The organism is Pseudomonas sp. 22072 (genome assembly GCF_052046095.1).
GTDB classification, from domain to species: domain Bacteria; phylum Pseudomonadota; class Gammaproteobacteria; order Pseudomonadales; family Pseudomonadaceae; genus Aquipseudomonas; species Aquipseudomonas paracarnis.
This window is the reverse complement of record NZ_JBQEQE010000006.1, coordinates 1-23,061: the sequence shown is the minus strand read 5'-3', so window position 1 is coordinate 23,061 and position 23,061 is coordinate 1. Positions and strand designations below refer to the sequence as shown.

Here is a 23,061-nt window from a genome sequence, read left to right as displayed (position 1 = left end):
GCAAGTACCCCTCTCCTATGGCTAAAATTATCGGCATCATTGTCGTCATCGCAAGTGTGCTCGGAGGGTACGTCCTCTCCCACGGTAAAATCGCCGCACTGATCCAGCCTTTCGAAGTGCTGATTATCGGCGGTGCCGCGTTCGGCGCATTTTTGCAGGCCAACCCAGGCTATATGACCATGCACGTGGTCAAGAAGTCCCTGGGCATGTTCAGCTCGCGCTTCTCCCACACGTTTTATCTGGAAGTGCTGGGGCTGATTTACGAGATCCTCAACAAAAGCCGCCGCGAAGGCATGATGGCGATCGAAGGCGATATCGAAGACGCCGCGGCCAGCCCGATTTTTGCCAAGTACCCGGCCGTGCTCAAAGACGAGCGCATGACCGCGTATATCTGTGATTACCTGCGCATCATGTCCTCCGGCAACATGGCGCCTCACGAGCTGGAAGGCCTGTTCGACATGGAGTTGTTCAGCCTCAAGGAAGAGCTGGAGCATCCTTCCCACGCCGTGACCGGCATTGCCGACGGCATGCCCGGTTTTGGTATTGTCGCGGCGGTACTGGGGATCGTGGTGACCATGGCGTCCCTGGGCGAGGGCGATCAGGCGGCCATCGGCATGCACGTAGGTGCGGCGCTGGTGGGCACCTTCTTCGGTATTCTCGCCGCCTATGGTTTCTTCGGCCCGCTCGCCACCTCCCTGGCCCACGATGCCAAGGAAGAGATCAACCTCTACGAAGCGATCAAGGCGTGCCTGGTAGCATCGGCGTCGGGCATGCCGCCGTCGTTGGCCGTGGAGTTCGGGCGCAAGGTGTTGTACCCGAAACACCGCCCAAGTTTCTCCGAGCTGGAACAAGCGGTTCGCGGTCGCTAAGCCATGGAAAACAACCAGCCGATCATCATCAAGCGCGTCAAGCGCTTCGCTGCGGGGCACCATGGCGGTGCCTGGAAAATCGCCTTCGCCGACTTTGCCACGGCGATGATGGCGTTCTTCCTGGTGTTGTGGCTGATGTCCACCGCTACGCCAGAACAGAAAATCGCCATCGCCGGCTACTTCAAGGACCCGATTGGCTTTTCGGAAAGCGGTACGCCGTTTGTCATTGACCTGGGCGGCTCGCCGGAACTGGCGCCCGAGCGCACCATCAACCCGGAAGTGCAAACTGAATCGCCTCAGGAAAAAATCCCGATTGAGCGCGACACTGTCGAATCCATGGCCGAGCAGGTCGAACAGGAGCGACTGGAACTGTTGCTGCAGGAATTGCAGAACAAGGTTGAAGAAAACCCACAGTTGCTGAAGTTCAAGGACCAGATTTCCTTCGAGATCACCCCCGAGGGGCTGCGCATCCAGATTACCGATGCGGCCAACCGGCCGATGTTCGACTCTGGCAGTGCGCGGTTGAAGCCGTACTTTGAAGACATCCTGCTGGCCATGGCTGACACCATCAAGGCGGTGCCGAACAAGATCAGCATCAGCGGGCATACCGACGCCAAGCCCTACGCGGGCCAGGGTGATTTCGGCAACTGGGAACTCTCGGCCAACCGCGCCAATGCTGCCCGGCGTGCGCTGGTGGCCGGCAGCTACCCGGACCCGCAAGTGGCGCGGGTAGTGGGTTTTGCCTCCTCGCAACTGTTTGATCCCAAAGACCCGTTCAACCCGGTCAACCGCCGTATCGACATCGTGGTGCTGACTAAAAAAGCCCAACGCGCGATTGAAGGCGATCAGCCGCCACCACCGGCACCAACCCAGGGCGACGGTGCACCTGGCGAAGTGCCGGCCGATCCGAACGCGCTGCCGCCGGAGCAGGAACCGCTGCCGGCCCATGAGCTGCGCCAGAAGCTGAACCTGTTTGATGATGGGGGCGTCAAGGATCCTACGGCGCCTGCGCCGAAGCCGTAAGCTCCAGATACAACGAGGCCGCGATAATCGCGGCCTTGTTGTATCTGCGCTGTCATAGATATCTACACAATTTTGGGGCGACGCTGGGCCTGTGGCGAGGGAGCTTGCTCCCGTGACGGCCTGACAGCCGGCGCCTATCTACCTGACGCCCTCAATCCAAATGTGGGAGCTGGCTTGCCTGCGATGGCGATTTGCCGATGTACATATCCATTCCTGCGGTAACGGCCACCGATACCGATGCTGCATTGTAGGAGCGAGCTTGCTCGCGAAAAACGTCAACGATAACGCGTGTATCCAGGATGCCCGCGTTGCGCTTGAGGTCTTCGCGAGCAAGCTCGCTCCTACAGAGGTGGGGGCTGCTTAGTAGCTGCTCTCGGGCAAGCTCGCAATAATCGACCGATAGCTGTTCATCCGCTGCTGCTGCACGCGCCCATCTTCCAGTGCCTTGAGCAGCGCACAGCCCGGCTCGCGGTCGTGTTTGCAGTCGCGGAAGCGGCAGGTGCCGATCAGGTCGTTGAACTCAATAAAGCCGGCTTCCACATCGCTACGGCTGACGTGGCCCAAGCCAAATTCACGGATACCCGGCGAGTCGATCAACTCGCCGCCGCCCGGGAAGTGGAACAGCCGTGCGGTGGTGGTGGTGTGGGTGCCCTGGCCGGACAGCTCCGACAGCGGGCCCACGCGGGTTTCGACTTCCGGCAACAGGCTGTTGACCAGCGACGACTTGCCCACGCCAGACTGGCCGACGAACACGCTGATCCGCCCGTCCAACTGCTGTTGCAGCTGTTCCATGCCGTTGCCGTGGTGAGCCGACACTTCCAGCACCGGGTAGCCCAGGGTGCGGTAGACCGCCAGCAATGCGTTGAGCGCCGGGGCGTTCTGCTCGTCGATCAGGTCGAATTTGTTCAGCAGCAGCAACGGGCGGATGCCAGCATGCTCAGCCGCGACCAGGTAACGGTCGATCAGGTTGGCATGGGGCTCGGGCAGTGGCGCGAACACGATCACGATCATGTCGACGTTGGCCGCCACCGGCTTGAGCTGCCCACGGCTGTCGGGGCGGCGCAGTTCGGTGCTGCGCGGCAACTGGGCGACGATGACGCCGATGCCCTGGTTGCCGGCACGCCACACCACCTTGTCGCCGGTGACCAGCGCGGGCAGGTTGGCGCGCAGGTGGCAACGGAACACCTGGCCTGCGAGTTCGCCTTCGAGCGCCTCGACTTCGACCTGCACACCAAAGTGCGCGATCACCAGGCCCGTTTGTTCGGGGCCCAGGTCGCCGCCCTCGAGCGCTTCCACGGCTGAGGATTCACGTTTGGCGGCGCGGGCGGCGCGTTCACCTTGAATCTTTTCGATGCGCCAGTTTTGGCGACGGTTGAGCTGGCGTTTGGCCATTGGTGTTCCGTGTCGATAATGCAAAAGTTGGGTAAAACGGCCGCGAGTCTAGCACGCCCCCGCCTGCTAAACTGCCCGGCTACGCCAAGGTGCCAAGAGAATCAAGCCATGCAAAACCCACAGAACCTGATTTGGATCGATCTGGAAATGACCGGTCTGAACCCCGACACCGACGTCATCATCGAGATGGCGACCATTGTCACCGACAGCAACCTCAACACCTTGGCCGAAGGCCCGGTGATCGCCATCCACCACAGCGACGCCGTACTCGCCACCATGGACGAGTGGAACACCCGCACCCACGGTAACTCCGGGCTGACCCAGCGCGTGCGCGACAGCCGCATCAGCATGGCCGAAGCCGAGGCCGAAACTATCGCCTTCCTGGAAAAATGGGTGCCCAAGGGCAAGTCGCCAATCTGCGGCAATAGCATCTGCCAGGATCGCCGCTTCCTTTATACGCACATGAAGGGGCTGGAAAGTTACTTCCACTACCGCAACCTGGACGTGTCGACCTTGAAGGAACTGGCTGCGCGTTGGGCGCCGGAAGTCAAAGACAGCTTCCATAAAGGCAGCACGCACCTGGCGCTGGACGATATTCGTGAGTCGATTGCCGAGTTGCAGCATTACCGCAAGCATTTCATCAAGGCTTGATTCTGCGGCGCCAGTGAGTGCGCTATCGCAGNGACTGCATTCGCAAATTCAAAGTGTGGGAGCTGGCTTGCCTGCGATACAGGCGACGCGGTTTATCGCCAAGCGCCCCCTTTTGGTGCCCTCGGCAAATGATTAGACTGCCGGCCTCTCTGTCAGGATCGCAATCATGTTGCTGATGCTCTACCTCGTCGCCATCACCGCCGAAGCCATGACTGGCGCCCTGTCCGCGGGTCGGCGTGGCATGGACTGGTTTGGCGTGGTGCTGATCGCTTGCGTGACAGCCCTGGGCGGCGGTTCGGTGCGCGATGTGTTGCTCGGCCACTACCCGCTGACCTGGGTCAAACACCCGGAATACTTGGTGCTGACCTCTGTTGCAGCATTGGTGACGATCTTTATCGCGCCCTTGATGCGCCACCTGCGCTCGCTGTTCCTGGCGCTGGATGCAGTGGGGTTGGTGGCGTTCACCCTGATCGGCTGCATGACCGCCCTGGAAATGGGCCACGGTATGTTGGTGGCGTCGGTCAGCGGGGTCATCACCGGGGTATTCGGCGGCATCCTGCGGGATATCTTCTGTAACGACATCCCGCTGATCTTCCGCCGCGAGTTGTATGCCAGCGTGTCTTTCCTGGCAGCGTGGTTCTACCTGCTGTGCCTGTACCTGGAGCTGCCCAGCGAGCAAGCGATTCTGCTGACGCTGTTCAGTGGTTTCCTGTTGCGCCTGCTGGCGATCCGTTTTCACTGGGAAATGCCCAAGTTCGTCTACAACGACGATGTGCACTAGCGCGCAGCGTGTTGCTCCAGCGCCCATTCCACGTGTTCGCGTACCAACTCCGACGGGTAGTCCCGCCGCGCCTTCAAGGCTTCCAGCACTGGAATGCTGGAGGGCGCATTGCCCAGGCCCACCGCCAGGTTGCGTAACCAGCGCTCATAACCGGCACGGCGCAGGGGTGAGCCCTCGGTGCTGCTGAGGAATTTATCCTCGTCCCACATAAACAATTCGGCCAGTTCAGCGTTATCCAGATTGTGCCGTGGCTTGAAATCGCTTTCGGCGGTAGGTCGAGCGAAACGATTCCACGGGCAAACGATCTGACAGTCATCGCAGCCAAATACCCGGTTACCAATCAGTGGGCGCAGGTCCTCGGGGATAGCGCTCTTGAGTTCGATGGTCAGGTACGAAATGCAGCGTCGCGCGTCCAGCACGTAAGGGCCGACGAAGGCGTTGGTGGGGCAGATGTCCAGGCACGCCGTGCAGCGGCCACAGTGCTCGGTGGCGTGGGGTGGGTCTACCGGCAACGGTAAATCGACAAACAGTTCGCTCAGGAAGAAATAACTGCCGGCCTTGCGGTTGAGTACCAAGGTGTTTTTACCGATCCAGCCCAGACCGGCTTGTTCGGCGATGGCTTTTTCCAGCACGGGCGCGCTGTCGACGAAGGCGCGAAAGCCGAACGGCCCGATCTGCGCCTGGATGCGGTCGGCCAGTTGCTGCACGCGCTTGCGGATCAGCTTGTGGTAATCGCGGCCCAGGGCGTAGCGCGAGATGTAGGCTTTTTCCGGCTGGCCGAGCAGTTGCGCCATCTGGGTGTCGCCGGGCAGGTAGTCCATGCGCAGTGACACCACGCGCAAGGTACCGGGCACCAGCTCGTCCGGGTGGGAGCGTTTGCTGCCGTGGGCGCCCATGTACTCCATCTCGCCGTGGTAACCCGCGTCGAGCCAGCGTTGAAGGTGCTGTTCATGCTCAGCCAGGTCGAGGCCGCTGATGCCCACTTGTTGAAAGCCCAGCTCGCAACCCCAGTCTTTGATCGATTGGGCGAGAGCGGGCAGATCGGAGGTAATAGCAGGCATGAGACACGGGAAACCACAGGTTAGATGCGTATAATTCTGCCAGACATCGGAGCTTGAAGACGCATGCCTCAGACAAAACACCCAATTACCGACGTGCAGCTGTTGTTGCCCGGCCATTTGCCGCAACTGGCTGCGCGTTCCCCGGACGCCCATAAGGGCCAGTTCGGCCACCTGCTGGTCATCGGTGGTGACCTTGGCTTTGGCGGCGCCGCGTTGCTGAGCAGCGAAAGTGCCTTGCGCAGCGGCGCCGGCATGGTCTCGCTGGCGACGCGGCCGGAACACGTGCCGGCCGCTCTGGCTCGGCTGCCGGAGGTCATGGCCGTCGGCGTAAGCTCGGCCAACCAGTTGATGGGCCTGCTGGAAAAAACCTCGGTGATCGTCATTGGCCCAGGCATGGGCGATGCCGCCTGGGGCAAGAGTCTGTTGTCGGTCGCGGCCAATGCCAGCGTGCCGCAGGTGTGGGATGCCGACGCGCTCAATCAACTGGCCACTGGCAGCGTCGAGCTGCCGGCCAACTGTGTGATTACCCCTCATCCGGGCGAAGCTGCGCGTTTGTTGGGGCTATCGACAGCCGAGGTTCAGGCAGATCGCCTTAAGGTGGCGCGCGCGTTGAGCCACAAATTCAATGCAGTGGCTATCCTCAAGGGTGCTGGCAGTTTGATTGCCAGCCCGGATGGACGGTTTGCCCGTTGTGATCAAGGCCACCCGGCAATGGCGGCGGCGGGGCTCGGTGATGTCTTGGCCGGCCTGGTCGGGGCACTATTGGCTCAGGGTATGCCCGCGTACGAAGCGAGCTGCCTGGCCGTGTGGTTGCACGCGACCGCCGGAGACCGCCAGGGTAGTTTTGGTCGCGGCTTGGCTGCCAGCGACCTGATCCCCGCCATTCGTCAATTGCTGGAGGAGCAGTCGCCGTGCCTGAAGTAATTCTTTTCCTGGCAGATGAAGAGGCCATGGTCGCGTTGGGCCAGCGTATTTCGCAGGTCACGCAAGGGGCCGGGTTGATCTTTCTCGAGGGTGATCTGGGCGCAGGCAAAACCACACTGTCCCGGGGGATTATTCGCGGCCTGGGCCATACCGGCGCGGTAAAAAGCCCGACCTTCACGTTGGTCGAGCCCTACGAAATCGGCGACGTGCGTGCTTTCCACTTCGACCTCTATCGCCTGGTCGATCCTGAAGAGTTGGAGTTCATGGGCATCCGTGATTACTTCGACGATGATGCGCTGTGCCTGATCGAGTGGCCAAATAAAGGCACAGGCTTTTTGCCAAAGCCGGACCTGACCATTACCATTACGCCGCATGAGCACGGACGTCAGCTGAAGTTGTTGCCCCAGAGCCCACGCGCTGAGTCGTGGTGTGCTGCTCTGGCATTGGAATTCAAATAATTGGTGGGGTTAGGTATGCGCTTTCGCGCGTTGGTTGCTGTCGTGGGGGTGTTGCTTGCGGCAATGACTGTCAATGCTCTGGCTGCTTCACAGGTGAAAAGTGTTCGCCTGTGGCGAGCGCCGGATAACACGCGACTGGTGTTCGACCTGTCTGGCCCGGTCCAGCACAGCGTCTTTACCTTGACGGCGCCTGATCGCCTGGTGATCGACATCAACGGTGCCAGCTTGGCCGCGCCGCTGAAAGTCTCTACCGCCAACACGCCCATCACCGCCATGCGCTCGGCCCAGCGTACGCCGACCGACCTGCGTGTGGTCATCGACCTGAAAAAGGCCGTGACCCCCAAAAGCTTCTCCCTGGCCCCCAACGCCCAGTACGGCAACCGCCTGGTGGTCGACCTGTTCGACAACCCCGCCGACGCCGCACCGCCGCCTGCGCCAACGCCGAGCGTGGCGACGGTGCCTGCGGTGCCGGTCAACCCTTCGCAACCCCAGGTCAAGCTGCCACCGCCGCCGCCTGCACCGGCAGGCAAGCGCGACATTATCGTGGTGATCGATGCCGGCCACGGTGGCGAAGACCCGGGGGCTTCCGGCTCACGCGGCCAGCATGAGAAAGACGTGGTGCTCGCCATCGCCCGTGAACTGCAGCGCCAGGTCAACGGCATGAAAGGCTACCGCGCCGAGCTGACCCGTACCGGTGACTACTTCATTCCGTTGCGTGGCCGTACCGAAATTGCCCGTAAGAAGGGCGCTGACCTGTTCGTGTCCATTCACGCCGACGCCGCGCCTTCAACCGCTGCCTTTGGCGCCTCGGTATTTGCCCTGTCGGATCGCGGCGCCACCTCCGAGACTGCGCGCTGGCTGGCCGACAGTGAAAACCGTTCCGACTTGATCGGCGGGGCCGGCAACGTGTCCCTTGATGACAAGGACAAGATGCTCGCAGGCGTACTGCTCGACCTGTCGATGACCGCCTCGCTGACCTCCAGCCTCAACGTGGGCCAGAAAGTCCTGAGCAATATCGGCCGCGTGACGTCGCTGCATAAACAGCGTGTGGAACAAGCCGGGTTCATGGTGTTGAAGTCGCCGGACATCCCGTCGATCCTGGTGGAAACCGGGTTTATCTCCAACGCCAACGAAGCGTCGAAACTGGCCAGCGCCAGCCACCAGCAAGCGCTGGCGCGCTCGATCAGCGCCGGCGTGCGCCAGTTCTTCCAGCAGAACCCGCCGCCGGGCACCTACATCGCCTGGCTGCGTGACTCCGGCAAAATCGCCCAGGGCCCGCGTGACCATCGTGTCCAACCCGGTGATACCGTGGCCATGCTGGCGGTCCGTTTCCAGGTCACGCCTGCAGCCTTGCGCAGCGCCAATAACCTGAAAACCGACGAGTTGAAGATTGGCCAGGTGTTGACCATCCCCGGCACCTCATTGGCGGCGCAGTGATGAGCGAATCCACCTTGAACAGCGGCTCGCGCATTGAATTGCTCAGCCCGCGCCTTGCCAACCAGATCGCCGCGGGTGAGGTGGTTGAACGCCCGGCGTCGGTAATCAAGGAGTTGCTGGAAAACAGCATCGACTCCGGTGCCAAACGCATTGATGTCGATGTGGAGCAGGGCGGCGTCAAGCTGCTGCGGGTACGTGACGATGGCAGCGGCATCTCTTCGGATGACCTGCCCCTGGCCCTGGCCCGTCACGCCACCAGCAAGATCCGCGACCTGGAAGACCTGGAGCGGGTCATGAGCCTGGGCTTTCGAGGCGAGGCCCTGGCCTCCATCAGCTCCGTGGCCCGCCTGACCCTGACCTCCCGCACCCGTAGCGCCGAGCAAGCCTGGCAGGTGGAAACCGAAGGCCGCGACATGGCGCCTCGGGTCCAGCCTGCGGCGCATCCGGTGGGCACCTCGGTGGAAGTGCGCGACCTGTTCTTCAATACCCCGGCGCGGCGCAAATTCCTCAAGGCCGAAAAAACCGAATTCGATCACCTGCAAGAAGTCATCAAGCGCCTGGCCTTGGCGCGTTTCGATGTGGCGTTTCACCTGCGCCACAATGGCAAGACCATCCTCAGCCTGCACGAAGCCAACGACGACGCCGCGCGTGCTCGGCGGGTGGCAGCGGTGTGTGGCAGCGGGTTCCTGGAACAGGCGCTGCCGATTGAGATCGAGCGCAATGGCTTGAGGTTGTGGGGCTGGGTCGGGTTGCCGACGTTCTCCCGCAGCCAGGCCGACTTGCAGTATTTCTTTGTGAACGGCCGGGCGGTACGCGACAAGCTGGTGGCCCACGCGGTGCGCCAGGCTTATCGCGATGTGCTGTTCAACGGGCGACACCCGACCTTTGTGCTGTTCTTTGAGGTTGACCCTTCGGTGGTCGACGTCAACGTGCACCCGACCAAACACGAGGTGCGCTTCCGTGACGGGCGCATGGTGCATGACTTCCTGTATGGCACGCTGCACCGTGCCCTGGGTGATGTGCGCCCGGATGATCAATTGTCGGCGCCGATCGTCACCGCGGTGGTGCGCCCGAGCGGTCCCGAGGCCGGTGAGTTCGGGCCGCAAGGTGAAATGAGCCTGGCGGCCAACCTGCTGCAATCGCCGCAGGCGCAGCCAGCCTACACGGCGCCGAATTCGGGTGCCGGTGCGGGTTATCAGTACCAATACACACCGCGCCCGCAATCGACGGCGCCGGTGGCCGAAGCCCAGGCGGCGTACCGTGAGTTTTTCGCGCCGTTGCCGGGTGCCGAGCCGGGTGCTGCTGTGGCGTTGCCCGAAGGCGGCGGTGATATTCCGCCGCTGGGCTATGCCCTGGCGCAGCTCAAAGGCATTTATATCCTCGCCGAAAACGCCCATGGCCTGGTGCTGGTGGACATGCACGCTGCCCATGAACGGATCATGTACGAGCGCCTGAAGATCGCCATGGCCAGCGAAGGCCTCAGCGGCCAGCCGCTGCTGGTGCCCGAATCCCTGGCGGTGAGCCAGCGTGAAGCCGACTGCGCAGAAGAACATCACGGTGTGTTCCAGAAGCTGGGCTTCGAGCTGCAACGCCTGGGCCCGGAAACCCTGGCGATCCGCCAGATTCCCGCGCTGCTCAAGCAGGCCGAGGCCAACCGCCTGGTGGCCGATGTGCTGGCCGACCTGATGGAGTACGGCACCAGCGACCGTATCCAGGCGCATATCAACGAATTGCTCGGCACCATGGCCTGCCACGGCGCCATCCGCGCCAACCGCCGCCTGGCCCTGCCGGAAATGAACGGCCTGCTGCGCGACATGGAAAACACCGAGCGCAGCGGCCAATGCAACCATGGCCGACCGACCTGGACCCAGATGGGCCTGGATGATCTGGACAAACTGTTCTTGCGCGGCCGCTGATGAGTGCCTTGCCCCCCGCCATTTTCCTGATGGGCCCCACGGCCGCCGGCAAGACCGACCTGGCCATCGAGCTGACCAAGGTGCTGCCCTGTGAGTTGATCAGCGTCGACTCTGCCCTGGTTTACCGGGACATGGATATCGGTACGGCCAAGCCGTCGAAGGCGCTGTTGGCCCAATATCCGCACAAGTTGATCGACATCATCGACCCCGCGCAGAGCTATTCGGCGGCGGACTTTCGCACCGACGCCCTGGCGGCCATGGCCGAGATCACCGCGCGCGGCAATATCCCGCTGCTGGTGGGCGGCACCATGCTCTATTACAAGGCGTTGCAGGAAGGCTTGGCCGATATGCCGCCTGCCGATGCCCAGGTGCGCGCCGAACTTGAAGATGAGGCTGCGCGCCTTGGCTGGCAGGCCCTTCACGACCAGTTGGCGGCGGTAGACCCGGTGTCTGCGGCACGTATTCACCCCAATGACCCCCAGCGGCTCACACGCGCCCTGGAAGTCTGGCGCGTCAGTGGCCAGACCATGACTGAACATCGCCTGAAACAAACTGCGCAAAGTACTGATGCAGGCGCATCTGGACAGTCACAATTGCCCTATACTGTGGCGAATCTGGCCATCGCTCCGGCAAACCGCCAGGTGTTGCATGAACGAATTGCACAAAGATTCACAATAATGTTGGAACAGGGGTTTGTGGACGAGGTCGTAGCATTGCGTTCAAGAGGCGACCTGCATGCAGGGCTGCCTTCGATACGTGCTGTAGGCTACCGCCAAGTCTGGGATCATCTGGATGGCAAGCTGACGTCCGCCGAAATGCAGGAGCGCGGCATCATTGCCACGCGCCAATTGGCGAAGCGCCAGTTCACCTGGCTGCGCAGCTGGAGCGATTTGCACTGGTTGGACAGCCTGGACAGCGACAATCTGTCACGCGCCTTGAAATACTTGGGAACGGTCTCCATATTGAGCTGAGTCCTTGCAATTGCCGTCTATCCTTGGGGGTGTGACGGCCATAAGCTATCTATTTTCCGATTTTTTATTATTGATCCTTAAAGGAGTGCGGCACATGTCAAAAGGGCATTCGCTACAAGACCCTTACTTGAATACTTTACGTAAAGAGAAAGTTGGGGTTTCCATCTATCTGGTCAACGGCATCAAGCTGCAAGGTACGATCGAGTCGTTCGACCAATTCGTTATCCTGCTGAAAAACACCGTCAGCCAGATGGTTTACAAGCACGCTATCTCGACAGTCGTTCCAGTTCGTCCAATCCGTCTGCCTAGCGCAGCAGGTGATGAACAGGGTGACGCTGAGCCAGGTAACGCCTGATAGGAGTCTCCTTTGTTCTTTGAGCGCCACGGTGGTGGTGAGCGAGTAATCCTCGTTCACTTGGATGGACAGGACCCTGAGGCGCGCGAAGATCCGCAGGAGTTTCAGGAGTTGGCAAATTCGGCCGGCGCCGAGACCGTTGCGTTTTTTAACGTGCCGCGTCATCGGCCAACCGCCAAATACCTGATTGGCAGCGGCAAGGTCGAGGAACTGCGCGACCTGGTTCATGCCGAAGAAGCCGATCTGGTGATCTTCAATCACACCCTCACGCCCAGTCAGGAACGTAACCTCGAACGTGTTTTCGAGTGTCGCGTGATCGACCGTACCGGTCTGATTCTCGATATTTTCGCCCAACGCGCCCGCACCCATGAAGGTAAGCTCCAGGTTGAACTGGCCCAGCTTGACCACATGAGCACGCGCCTGGTTCGCGGCTGGACTCACCTTGAGCGTCAGGGTGGCGGTATCGGCATGCGTGGCCCGGGTGAAACCCAGCTGGAAACCGACCGGCGTCTGCTGCGGGTTCGCCTGCGCCAGATCAAGGGCCGCCTCGAAAAAGTGCGCAGCCAGCGTGAACAGTCGCGACGTGGCCGTTCCCGTGCGGATATCCCGACCGTGTCCCTGGTGGGGTACACCAACGCCGGCAAGTCCACGTTGTTCAATAACGTGACCAAGTCGGATGTGTACGCGGCCGACCAACTGTTCGCTACCCTCGACCCGACCCTGCGGCGTCTGGACATCGACGACCTGGGGCCGATTGTGCTGGCCGATACTGTGGGTTTCATTCGTCACCTACCCCACAAGCTCGTCGAGGCATTTCGGTCTACGCTCGAAGAGTCGAGCAATTCCGACCTGCTGTTGCACGTGATCGATGCGGCCGAACCGGATCGCATGTTGCAGATTGAACAGGTCATGGTGGTGCTGGGCGAGATTGGTGCCCAGGACTTGCCGATCCTCGAGGTCTATAACAAACTCGATTTGCTTGAGGGCGTTGAGCCACAGATCCAGCGCGACGAGAACGGCAAGCCCCAGCGGGTCTGGCTGTCGGCGCGAGATGGCAGTGGTTTGGAGCTGCTGGAACAAGCCATTGCCGAATTGCTCGGCAGCGATTTGTTCGTCGGCACCTTGCGCTTGCCGCAGCGTTTTGCTCGACTGCGTGCGCAGTTTTTCGAGTTGGGCGCGGTACAGAAAGAAGAGCACGACGAAGAAGGTGTCAGCTTGCTGGCCGTTCGATTGCCACGCTCGGAACTCAATCGGCTGGTCAGCCGAGAGGGTGTTGTACCGGCAGAGTTCATCGAACAACACACTTTGCAATAAAAGCCTGAGAAAGCGGTTGTGCCGCAGTAGCAGGCATTCTGTAGCATTGGTCGGCGCGCCGTGGGTGCGTCTTTGCTTTATCAGATGGAGAGCGCTATGGCTTGGAATGAGCCGGGTGGCAACTCGAATAATCAGGATCCTTGGGGTGGTAAGCGCCGCAATAATGGCGACCGCAAGGGGCCACCGGATCTCGACGAGGCCTTCCGAAAGCTGCAGGAAAGCCTGAATGGGTTGTTCGGTGGTGGAAAAAAACGTGGTGGTGACGACGGCGGTCGCACAAGCAAGGGCGGTGGCTATGGCCTGCTGGGCCTGGGTCTTGTCGTGCTCGCGGCCGTATGGCTGTACAGCGCGGTCTACGTGGTGGACGAGCAGGAGCAAGCCGTGGTGCTGCGCTTCGGCAAGTACTACGAGACTGTCGGGCCAGGCCTGAACATCTATTTCCCGCCGATCGACAAGAAGTACATGGAGAACGTGACGCGTGAGCGTGCGTACACCAAGCAGGGCCAGATGCTGACCGAAGACGAGAACATCGTCGAAGTGCCGCTGACCGTGCAGTACAAGATCAGCAACCTGCAAGACTTCGTGCTGAACGTTGATCAGCCGGAAATCAGCCTGCAACACGCAACCGAAAGTGCCCTGCGCCACGTGGTGGGTTCCACCGCCATGGACCAGGTGCTCACCGAAGGTCGTGAGTTGATGGCCAGCGAAATCAAGGAGCGTCTGCAACGCTTCCTCGACACTTACCGCACCGGTATCACCGTTACCCAGGTGAACGTACAGAGCGCAGCGGCACCGCGTGAAGTGCAGGAAGCCTTTGACGACGTGATCCGTGCACGTGAAGACGAGCAGCGTTCGCGCAACCAGGCTGAAACCTATGCCAACGGCGTTGTGCCGGAAGCCCGTGGTCAGGCCCAGCGCATCCTTGAAGATGCCAACGGTTACCGCGATGAAGTGGTCTCCCGCGCCAAGGGTGAGGCAGATCGTTTCACCAAGCTGGTCGCCGAGTACCGCAAGGCTCCTGAAGTGACCCGCGAGCGTCTGTACCTGGACACCATGCAGGAAGTCTTCAGCAACACCAGCAAGGTTCTCGTGACCGGCAGCAAAGGTGGGCAGAACAACCTGCTGTACCTGCCGCTGGACAAGATGATCGAAGGTGGTCGTAGCGGCGCCAGTGCACCGTCCACCGGTTCGAATGCCGCTGCCAACGAAGCGAGCGCCCGTGCGGCCGCTGACTTGCTGCAACAGCAAACACGTACCAGGGAGAGCCGTTGATGAGCAATAAATCGCTGACCGCCCTGATTGTGGGCGTCGTCGTGGTCATCGCTGCCTGGAACTGCTTCTACATCGTCGCTCAGACCGAGCGTGCGGTGCTGCTGCAATTCGGTCGCGTGGTCCAGGCGGATGTCCAGCCGGGCCTGCATGTGAAAGTCCCCTACGTCAACCAGGTGCGCAAGTTCGACGCCCGCCTGATGACCCTGGATGCACCGACACAGCGCTTCCTGACCCTGGAAAAGAAAGCCGTGATGGTTGACGCCTACGCCAAGTGGCGCGTCAAGGATGCCGAGCGCTTCTACACCGCGACTTCCGGCCTCAAGCAGATTGCCGACGAGCGTTTGTCCCGTCGTCTTGAATCGGGCCTGCGTGACCAGTTTGGTAAGCGCACCCTGCACGAGGTGGTATCCGGTGAACGTGATGCGCTGATGGCTGACATCACTCGCTCGCTGAACACCATGGCGGAAAAAGAGCTGGGTATTGAAGTGGTCGACGTTCGCGTCAAGGCCATTGACCTGCCCAAGGAAGTAAACCGCAGCGTGTTCGAGCGTATGAGCACCGAGCGTGAGCGTGAAGCGCGTGAGCATCGCGCCAAGGGTAACGAGTTGGCTGAAGGCATCCGTGCCGATGCCGACCGTCAGCGTCGTGTACTGCTGGCAGAAGCCTATCGTGAGTCTGAAGAGGCTCGTGGTGACGGCGATGCTCAAGCCGCGGCGATCTACGCCAAGGCCTATGGCCAGGACCAGGAGTTCTACGCGTTCTACCGTAGCCTGCGTGCCTACCGTGAAAGCTTCGCGAACAAAACCGACGTACTGGTGCTGGACCCAAGCAGCGACTTCTTCCGCTACCTGGAAAAGTCCAAGTAACCAGCCCGTGATTCTGTAAGGCGCACTCCGTCGGGCGGCTAAAATGTCTGGCGGGGTGATCCTTTCAGAAAACGGGTGTATGATGCGGCAGCCGGGAAATTCCCGGCTTTTTTGCGTCTGCATGTTTGATTCGGCAGGCGTGACAGGTTTTTCGAGGAAAGTGCCCGACGAGGCCGTTTGCAGGCCGTTCGTCACGTCGCTCTTGCGCGTGGTTTATGCAAGGGGCGGGTATTTTCTGCTTCACTCAAGGCTCGGCCGAGGGCTGGCCGCCCGGATCAAAGGGGAATGGCGTAATGGCAACGGTAGACCGCTGGCTGCTGCCAGATGGCATCGAAGAAGTACTGCCACCAGAAGCTGCGCGCATTGAAGTAGCGCGTCGCCAGGTGTTGGATCTGTTCCAGAGCTGGGGTTACGAGTTTGTCGTGACTCCCCATATCGAGTACCTGGAATCCCTGCTGACCGGCGCGGGCCAGGACCTGGATCTGCGCACCTTCAAGGTCATCGACCCGCAATCGGGCCGGCAAATGGGGTTCCGTGCCGACATCACGCCACAAGTGGCGCGCATAGATGCGCACACCCTGCGTCGCGAAGGCCCCAGCCGCCTGTGCTACGCCGGCAGCGTACTGCATGCCCAGCCGCGCGCCTTGTCGTCCTCCCGTAGCCCGATCCAGTTGGGCGCCGAGTTGTACGGTGATGCCAGCCCGAGCAGCGATGTTGAAGTGATCAGCCTGATGCTGGCCATGCTGCAACTGGCGGATGTGCCGGACGTCCACATGGACCTGGGCCACGTCGGTATCTACCGTGGCCTGGCGCGTGCTGCCGGGTTGTCCGGTGAAGTGGAGCAACAGTTGTTCGATGCCCTGCAGCGCAAGGCGATCGATGAAGTGATCGCTCTCACCGAGGGTGTGCCTGCTGAACTGGCTGGCATGCTGCGGGCGCTGGTAGACCTGTGCGGCGGCCGTGAAGTGCTGGTGGCTGCGCGTGAGCGCCTGGCCAATGCGCCGGCACCGGTATTGGCAGCACTGGACGATGTGCTGGCAATTGCCGAGCGCCTGTCGGCGCGGTTCCCGGAGCTGCCGCTGTATTTTGATCTGGGTGAATTGCGCGGCTACCACTACCACACCGGTGTGGTGTTCGCGGTATTCGTCCCGGGTGTTGGCCAGGCCATCGCCCAAGGTGGTCGCTATGACGATATCGGCGCCGACTTCGGTCGTGCGCGTCCGGCCACTGGTTTTTCCACCGATTTGAAAACCCTGGTGACCCTGGGGCGTGCTGAGGTCGAGCTGCCGTCTGGTGGCATCTGGATGCCCGACAGTACGGACGCAGCGCTCTGGCAGCAGGTTTGCCAGTTACGCCGTGAGGGTCAGCGTGTAGTCCAGGCCTTGCCTGGGCAGCCATTGGCCGCCGCCCGTGAAGCGGACTGCGACCGGCAATTGATTCAGCAGAACGGGCTTTGGCAAGTATCGCCACTGGCTTCTTGAGTTTTCCTGCCGGCCATCGCCGGCACCAAGTTTGCGCGAATGAGGACAAGTGTTATGGGTAAGAATGTCGTAGTCCTGGGCACCCAATGGGGTGATGAGGGCAAAGGCAAGATCGTTGATCTGCTGACCGAACATGCTGCCGCCGTAGTGCGCTACCAAGGTGGCCACAACGCTGGCCACACCCTGGTCATCGATGGCGAAAAAACCGTCTTGCACCTGATCCCGTCGGGTGTCCTGCGCGAAGGCGTGCAGTGCCTGATCGGCAATGGCGTGGTGGTTGCACCTGACGCCCTGCTGCGCGAGATCACCAAGCTGGAGGAGAAAGGCGTACCGGTGCGCGAGCGCCTGCGTATCAGCCCGTCCTGCCCGCTGATCCTGTCCTTCCACGTTGCGCTGGACCAAGCCCGTGAAAAGGCGCGTGGCGAGCTGAAGATCGGCACCACCGGTCGCGGCATCGGCCCGGCCTACGAAGACAAGGTTGCACGTCGTGGCCTGCGTGTGGGCGACCTGCTCAACATGCCGCGCTTTGAAGACAAGCTGCGTGAACTGGTGGATTACCACAACTTCATGCTGGTCGGTTACTACAAAGAGCCAGCCATCGAGTTTGAAAAGACCCTGGCCGAGTGCAAGGAATACGCTGAGCTGCTCAAGCCGTTGATGCTGGACGTGACGGCCGAGCTGCACGATCTGCGTCGCGCTGGCAAGGACATCATGTTCGAAGGTGCCCAGGGTTCGTTGCTGGACATCGACCACGGTACCTACCCGTACGTGACCAGCTCCAACACCACCGCTGGCGGCGTTGCGACCGGTTCTGGCGTTGGCCCGATGTTCCTGGACTACATCCTGGGTATCACCAAGGCCTACACCACTCGCGTAGGTTCGGGCCCGTTCCCGACTGAGCTGTTCGACGACGTCGGCGCGCACCTGGCCAAGCAAGGCCACGAATTCGGCGCCACCACTGGCCGTGCTCGTCGTTGCGGCTGGTTCGATGCCGTTATCCTGCGTCGCGCTATCGATGTGAACAGCATCTCGGGCATCTGCCTGACCAAGCTGGACGTACTCGACGGTCTGGAAGCCATCAACATTTGCGTCGGCTACAAAGACGCCCAAGGCAACGATGTTGCCCCGACTGACGCTGACAGCTACGTGGGCCTGCAGCCTGTGTACGAAGAAGTGCCAGGCTGGACCGAATCGACCGTGGGCGCCAAGACCCTGGAAGAGCTGCCAGCCAACGCCCGCGCCTACATCAAGCGTGTGGAAGAGCTGATCGGTGCGCCGATCGACATTATTTCGACGGGCCCGGACCGCAACGAGACCATCGTTCTGCGTCACCCGTTCGCGTAATAAGCTGTTGATGTGAAAAGCAAAGGGCTCCTTCGGGAGCCCTTTGTCGTTTCTGCCTGGCAAGCGGCACGACCCTTGCTGTGTTTCCCTCTTTCGAGGTGCTATCAAATTAGTGGCACCCGTGGTGGAGGGATTTCCAGTGTCTGCCGTTCTCTCGTTGTTACAAAGCCGTCTGTTGCGGCCGGTGTTCGTTACCCTTGGTATCGCTCTTTTGGTGCAAGTGCTGGTGGCCGTCGCGCTGACGCGGAGCACGGTGACGGCGCTGGAAGCCGATTTGGGCAATCGCCTGGGCATTGATAGCCAGAAGTTGTCTGGCGAACTGGCCCAAGCTGGCAAGGAAGTCACGTCCAGCCTGGACAGCCTGTCCGCCAGCACGCGCCAGCGACTGACAACTGGGCTTTCCACGCGCTTGCAGGAAGAGCAAAAGCAGTTGCGTGCGACGCTGGAAAAAGACCTGCAGGACTCCGCCAATGACATGGCGCAACTGCTGGCCTCGGTCGCGCCCCGTGCCATGTGGGACAGTGACGTGCCGACCCTTTCAGAGTTTGCCCGCCGGGCCCAGCGCAACCCCAATGTGCTGTTCGTGGTGTATGACGACGCCGCAGGCGAGCACCTGACGCGTTATCTGAACCGTGAGAACCCGATCAACCAGGCGTTGCTGGCAAAAGGCGCGGGTGAGCGTGCTCTGGATAAGGTACTGGACGCGGCCAAGACTGACCCTTCCGTGTACTACGTTGAAGCCTCCATCAGCCCCAACGGTGTGGAAATCGGCAAGGTGCGCATGGGCGTGTCGACCGCTGCGGTTGAGGCCGACCTGCAAGCCTTGGATAAGCGCTTTGCCGCGCTGATCGCCAGCGGTGATCAACTGGTGGGTGATAGCCTCAAGGGAGCCGCCGCTGACAGCGCCAACGCCATGGGCGCCCGGCTGCAATCGGCACAAGCCACTGCCACGCAAATGACGGCCAACACCGCCGCCGCCGTGCAAGACGCGGCGGGCACCCTGCGCTGGCGCATCGGCATGGGGCTGGCACTGGTGGGGCTTGGGGTATTGCTGCTGATCGCCATTGTGCTGGGGCGGCGCGTGGTCAATCGCCTGAAGTTGCTGATTGCCGCGATGGATGATCTGGCGGCCGGCGAGGGCGACCTCACCAAGCGCGTGCAGATCAACAGCAAGGATGAAATCGGCGATATGGCCTCGGCGGTCAATCGCTTTGTGGATAAGTTGCAGCCCATCGTACGGGAGGCAGGCGACGTGGCCCAGCGTACCGGTGTGGAAATCGGTGCCATGACATTGCGCAATGCTGGCGCCGATGCGGCGGCGGGCTTGCAGCGTGATGAAGTGGCCGAGAGTTTGCGCGCTTTGTCGCAAATGGCCGACGAGGCCCAGGCCGAAAGTCACGCTATGCAGGCGGCGTTGCAGCAGGTGGTGGATATTCGCCAGGCCACGGATGAAAACTCACGAACCTCGGCTGAAGTCGGTAGCTTGATCGAGGCGTTGGCGGGGCAGGTGCAGGCCGGTTCCCAGGTGATCGAACGGCTGGCGCAGCAAAGCGAACAGATTGAAGTGGTGTTGACCGTGATTCACGGCATCGCCGAGCAAACCAACTTGCTCGCTCTCAACGCGGCCATCGAGGCGGCACGGGCTGGCGAGACTGGGCGCGGCTTTGCGGTGGTGGCCGATGAAGTGCGTGCGCTGGCGAGCAAGACTCAAAGCTCCACTGGCGATATCCAGGCGCATATCGTGGCATTGCAGCAGGGCGCACGTGAGGCGGTGGAAACCATCGGCAAGGCGGGGCGCCAGGCCAGTGAGGGCTTGCTGGTGCTGCGCGACAGCGTGCGCTTGCAGCAGACGGTGCAGGCTTCTGTGGAGCAGGTGCATGCGGCGATTGGCCTGGCGACGCGTGCGGCTGAGCATCAGGCCCAGGGCGCGCATGCGGTGCGTGGGCGCGTGGAGGTGATCCATGCCCAGGCGGAGCGTGCGGCGCAAGCGGTGGTGGAGACGACGGCCAGTGGGAAGGTGCTGGATGGGTTGGCGGCGCAGTTGAAGGCGAGCTTGGGGCAGTTCAGGGCGTGAGGTCGTCTGGACGGGCTTCATCGCAGGCAAGCCAGCTCCCACATTCAACTGCATTCCAAAGTTGGAGCGCGGTCAACTGTGGGAGCTGGCTTGCCTGCGATAGCTGTTTCAGCGGCTCAAATACATCCGCGTCGTAAGTAGATACACCGGCAACCCCGACACCAGAATCAACAACGCTGCATACGGCGTCGCCGCCGCAAATTCCACATTCGAGGTATGCGCCCAGACGGCCGTTGCCAAGGTATTCAGCCCGGTCGGGCTCAGCAGCAATGTCGCCGTCAATTCCTTCATCGCATCCAGGAACACCAAGGCAAACGCCGCCCCCAGCGCCGGAAAGATAATTGGCAACGTCACCCGGCAAAACGCACTGAAGGACGATGCGCCTAACGTGCGCGCAGCCTCTTCCAACTGTGGCGCCGCCTTGTTCAGCGCTGTACGAATCGGCGCCTGGGCCAATGGCAAAAACAGCAGCGCATAAGCAATCAGCAGCAATGCCGAGGTCTGGTACAGCGCCGGCACGTAATGCAGGGCGAAATACACCAGGGTCAACGCAATCACCAGGCCGGGCAGGGCATGCAGTAAGTACGGCAAGCGTTCGGCCCATAGCGCCAGTTGCCCTTTGTAGCGCACCACCAGCAAACCAACCGGTACTGCCAGTACCAGGCACAGTGCGGCGCCGCCCAGCGAGAGCGCCAGGGAAGACAGCAGCGCCTCACCGATCTCGGCCATCGGAAACGCTGCCGACGAACCGACTGCCAACCAATACCCGAGCATTCCCAGTGGGATGCCACTGCCAATGATCCCCAGCGCCAGGCAATACACCTGGCCCAATGGCGCCCACCTGCCCAGTCGAACCTGCTCGGCGTGCCGCGCCGCGCCCTGGCCGATGCGCACGTGCCGGCCTTTGCCGCGTACGCGCAGTTCCAGCCATAGCAGGGTCAGGCACATCACCAGCAGCACTGCCGAGAGCATTGCCGCATTGGCATTGCTGAACTCCAGTTCGAACTGCTGGTAGATCGCGGTGGTGAAGGTCTGCAGCCCAATGATCGACAGCGCGCCGAATTCCACCAGCATGTGCAGTGCGATCAATAGTGAGCCGGCCAGCAGCGATGGCCACAGCAGCGGCAAGGTGATGCGAAAGAACACGCCCCAGCGGTTGTGCCCCAAAGTGCGGGCCGACTCTTCCAGGGAAGGGTCAAGATTGCGCAGCGTTGCCGCCACCGGCAGAAATACCAGCGGGTATTTGGACAGGCTCATCACTAGGATCGCGCCGCCAAGCCCCTCGAACTGGGCGCTCAGCGACACCCAGGTAAAACTGCTGACGAACGCCGGCACCGCAAACGGCAGGCACAGGATCACGCCCCAGATGCGTCGCCCCGGCAGGTTGCTGCGTTCCAGCAGCCAGGCCAGGGACAGGCCGATCACGCCGCAGCTCAGGGTCACGCCGACCATGAGCGCCAGGGTGTTGCGCAGCAGTCCGAACACATAAGGCCGCCACAGTAGATGCACCGCCTCCGTCCAGCCCGCCTGCCAGGCTTTGAGCCCGACGTAGGCGAGCGGCAACAGGCTCAGGCCAACCAGCAACAGCACAGGTAGCAGCAGCCAGATCGACGGGCGTTTGCGACGGGGGGTGAACCCCGCGACGGAAAGCGATGGGTTCATCAGTTCAGGCCAACGTCACGTTCCAGTTCCAGGGCTTCTTCGGCGTTGCCCAGGTCTGCGGGGGTGACCTTTGGTGGCTGCAGCTCGCTGAATGGCTTGAGGCCGCGGTTCGATTCCATGCCCTTGCGCAGCGGGTACTCGGCCGACGTGTTGGTGATCACGCGCTGGCCTTCTTCGCTGGCCATGAATGCCAGCAATTGCTGAGCTTCTTTGGGATGCTTGCTGGATTTGAGTGCGGCAGCGGAGGATACGGTGATCAGGCCGCCAGCATCACCATCGGTGAAGTAGTGCAGTTGGGAATCCAGATTGGTTTTTTCCTTTTTCAGGGCAAACCAGTAGTAGTTATTCACCAGCACGGTGGCCACTTCGCCTTTTTCCACGGCCTTGAGGGCAACCATATTGTTGCTGTACACCTTGCCGAAGGCGCGCAGACCGGTCAGCCATTCTTCTGCGGCTTCGCGACCGTGCAGCTTGATGATCGCCACGGCTTGCTCCTGGAACGCGCCGCTGGTGGGAACGAAGCCGACTTTGCCTTGCCACTCGGGGCCGGCAAAATCCAGTACCGACTTGGGCAGGTCTTTTTCGGCAATCAGTTTGGGGTTGAAGGCTACGACGCGGGTGCGTGCGGTCACGCCCATCCAGTCGCCGTTTTTGCCCACGTAATCCTTGGGCAGGACATCGAGGGTGCTGGCATCGATTTTTGCCAACAGGCCTTGCTCGCCGAGTTTGTTCAGGGGCGGTGATTCTTCGGTGTAGATGACGTCGGCAGGGGAGCGCTCACCTTCTTCGACGACCTGGCTGGCCAGCTGGTTGCTGCTACCTTTGCGCACGTTGACGTGGATGCCGGTCCTGGCTTCGAAGGCCTTGGCGAGTTCATCGCCGACTTCTTTGTGTTGGCCGTTGTATAAGGTCAGGGAGACCTTGTCGGCAGAATGGGCGGCGGGCGAGAGCAGGGTCAGGCTGAGTAGGGTGAGGGTCAGGCCGCGCAGAAGGGATGTCTTGAGTCGGTTGTCACGGATCATCATCCGAAGTGTTCCTCGCTTATATGCAACAAATCATTGCAAGGATAAACGATAAATCTTCTCAAGTGCGGATGAGGGGGAAATCACTGGGGAAGTTTTCAAACCCCGGAAACGAAAAAACCCGCTTTCGCGGGTTTGATCTGAATTTGGTGCCCAGGAGAAGACTCGAACTTCCACGACCTTGCGAT

20 protein-coding genes are annotated in these 23,061 nt (G+C 61.3%); 16 read left to right on the top strand and 4 right to left on the bottom strand.

Going from position 1 to position 23,061, the window contains the following annotated elements; genetic code table 11:
• The first annotated feature begins 17 nt into the window (after positions 1-17).
• Positions 18-869: a flagellar motor stator protein MotA gene (gene motA, locus ACTJLA_RS08080; protein WP_003188041.1), complete on the top strand. Its 852-nt coding sequence runs from the start codon at positions 18-20 to the stop codon at positions 867-869.
• A gap of 3 nt (positions 870-872) precedes the next feature.
• Positions 873-1,892, top strand: a complete 1,020-nt coding sequence (gene motB, locus ACTJLA_RS08075; RefSeq protein WP_314545955.1) for a flagellar motor protein MotB — start codon at positions 873-875, stop codon at positions 1,890-1,892.
• Between the two features lie 360 nt (positions 1,893-2,252).
• On the opposite strand, the gene rsgA is transcribed toward motB, so the two are convergent.
• Positions 2,253-3,284, bottom strand: a complete 1,032-nt coding sequence (rsgA, locus tag ACTJLA_RS08070) for a small ribosomal subunit biogenesis GTPase RsgA (RefSeq protein ID WP_003188044.1) — start codon at positions 3,282-3,284, stop codon at positions 2,253-2,255.
• A 108-nt stretch (positions 3,285-3,392) separates the two neighbouring features.
• Between rsgA and orn the strand changes: the two genes are divergently transcribed.
• The gene (orn, locus tag ACTJLA_RS08065; protein WP_003171343.1) at positions 3,393-3,935 is read left to right on the top strand and encodes an oligoribonuclease; all 543 of its coding nucleotides are present in this window, start codon (positions 3,393-3,395) and stop codon (positions 3,933-3,935) included.
• Between the two features lie 163 nt (positions 3,936-4,098).
• Complete coding sequence (locus ACTJLA_RS08060) at positions 4,099-4,716, top strand: trimeric intracellular cation channel family protein (RefSeq protein ID WP_169913170.1); 618 nt, start codon at positions 4,099-4,101, stop codon at positions 4,714-4,716.
• Here ACTJLA_RS08060 and queG read toward each other — a convergent pair.
• Entirely contained in the window at positions 4,713-5,777 is a 1,065-nt protein-coding gene (queG, locus tag ACTJLA_RS08055) for a tRNA epoxyqueuosine(34) reductase QueG (protein WP_198790502.1), read from the bottom strand. The genes ACTJLA_RS08060 and queG overlap by 4 nt on opposite strands.
• A 63-nt stretch (positions 5,778-5,840) precedes the next feature.
• Between queG and ACTJLA_RS08050 the strand changes: the two genes are divergently transcribed.
• The 12 genes from ACTJLA_RS08050 (at position 5,841) to ACTJLA_RS07995 (ending at position 20,189) form a co-directional block, all read left to right on the top strand.
• Positions 5,841-6,701 carry an NAD(P)H-hydrate dehydratase gene (locus ACTJLA_RS08050; RefSeq protein ID WP_314545959.1) on the top strand — a complete coding sequence of 287 codons (861 nt, stop codon included), beginning with the start codon at positions 5,841-5,843 and terminating at the stop codon, positions 6,699-6,701.
• The gene (gene tsaE / locus ACTJLA_RS08045; RefSeq protein WP_014716665.1) at positions 6,689-7,159 is read left to right on the top strand and encodes a tRNA (adenosine(37)-N6)-threonylcarbamoyltransferase complex ATPase subunit type 1 TsaE; all 471 of its coding nucleotides are present in this window, start codon (positions 6,689-6,691) and stop codon (positions 7,157-7,159) included. The genes ACTJLA_RS08050 and tsaE overlap by 13 nt, the downstream gene beginning before the upstream one ends.
• 15 nt (positions 7,160-7,174) lie before the next feature.
• Positions 7,175-8,596: an N-acetylmuramoyl-L-alanine amidase gene (locus tag ACTJLA_RS08040; RefSeq protein ID WP_003188054.1), complete on the top strand. Its 1,422-nt coding sequence runs from the start codon at positions 7,175-7,177 to the stop codon at positions 8,594-8,596.
• Complete coding sequence (gene mutL, locus ACTJLA_RS08035) at positions 8,596-10,512, top strand: DNA mismatch repair endonuclease MutL (protein ID WP_054918857.1); 1,917 nt, start codon at positions 8,596-8,598, stop codon at positions 10,510-10,512. The genes ACTJLA_RS08040 and mutL overlap by 1 nt, the downstream gene beginning before the upstream one ends.
• Positions 10,512-11,483, top strand: a complete 972-nt coding sequence (gene miaA / locus ACTJLA_RS08030) for a tRNA (adenosine(37)-N6)-dimethylallyltransferase MiaA (protein WP_072445892.1) — start codon at positions 10,512-10,514, stop codon at positions 11,481-11,483. Before mutL ends, miaA begins: the two co-directional genes overlap by 1 nt.
• Before the next feature lie 94 nt (positions 11,484-11,577).
• Positions 11,578-11,838, top strand: coding sequence for an RNA chaperone Hfq (hfq, locus tag ACTJLA_RS08025; RefSeq protein WP_003188059.1), 261 nt, complete (start codon positions 11,578-11,580; stop codon positions 11,836-11,838).
• A gap of 12 nt (positions 11,839-11,850) precedes the next feature.
• On the top strand, positions 11,851-13,152 hold the full coding sequence (gene hflX, locus ACTJLA_RS08020) for a ribosome rescue GTPase HflX (RefSeq protein ID WP_003188061.1): 1,302 nt from the start codon (positions 11,851-11,853) through the stop codon (positions 13,150-13,152).
• A 96-nt stretch (positions 13,153-13,248) separates the two neighbouring features.
• Positions 13,249-14,424, top strand: coding sequence for an FtsH protease activity modulator HflK (hflK, locus tag ACTJLA_RS08015; protein WP_003188062.1), 1,176 nt, complete (start codon positions 13,249-13,251; stop codon positions 14,422-14,424).
• Positions 14,424-15,290 (top strand): protease modulator HflC, encoded by an 867-nt coding sequence (gene hflC, locus ACTJLA_RS08010; protein WP_003188064.1) that lies wholly within the window; start codon positions 14,424-14,426, stop codon positions 15,288-15,290. The genes hflK and hflC overlap by 1 nt, the downstream gene beginning before the upstream one ends.
• A 293-nt stretch (positions 15,291-15,583) precedes the next feature.
• On the top strand, positions 15,584-16,771 hold the full coding sequence (locus ACTJLA_RS08005) for an ATP phosphoribosyltransferase regulatory subunit (protein ID WP_003188066.1): 1,188 nt from the start codon (positions 15,584-15,586) through the stop codon (positions 16,769-16,771).
• Between the two features lie 54 nt (positions 16,772-16,825).
• Positions 16,826-18,115, top strand: coding sequence for an adenylosuccinate synthase (locus ACTJLA_RS08000; protein ID WP_014716669.1), 1,290 nt, complete (start codon positions 16,826-16,828; stop codon positions 18,113-18,115).
• Between the two features lie 139 nt (positions 18,116-18,254).
• Positions 18,255-20,189 carry a methyl-accepting chemotaxis protein gene (locus ACTJLA_RS07995; protein ID WP_314545971.1) on the top strand — a complete coding sequence of 645 codons (1,935 nt, stop codon included), beginning with the start codon at positions 18,255-18,257 and terminating at the stop codon, positions 20,187-20,189.
• A gap of 108 nt (positions 20,190-20,297) precedes the next feature.
• On the opposite strand, the gene ACTJLA_RS07990 is transcribed toward ACTJLA_RS07995, so the two are convergent.
• Together ACTJLA_RS07990 and ACTJLA_RS07985 are read right to left on the bottom strand one after the other, a co-directional pair.
• Positions 20,298-21,851 carry an ABC transporter permease gene (locus ACTJLA_RS07990; protein WP_440840957.1) on the bottom strand — a complete coding sequence of 518 codons (1,554 nt, stop codon included), beginning with the start codon at positions 21,849-21,851 and terminating at the stop codon, positions 20,298-20,300.
• Positions 21,851-22,876: an extracellular solute-binding protein gene (locus ACTJLA_RS07985; RefSeq protein ID WP_314545976.1), complete on the bottom strand. Its 1,026-nt coding sequence runs from the start codon at positions 22,874-22,876 to the stop codon at positions 21,851-21,853. Before ACTJLA_RS07985 ends, ACTJLA_RS07990 begins: the two co-directional genes overlap by 1 nt.
• Positions 22,877-23,061: the final 185 nt, after the last annotated feature.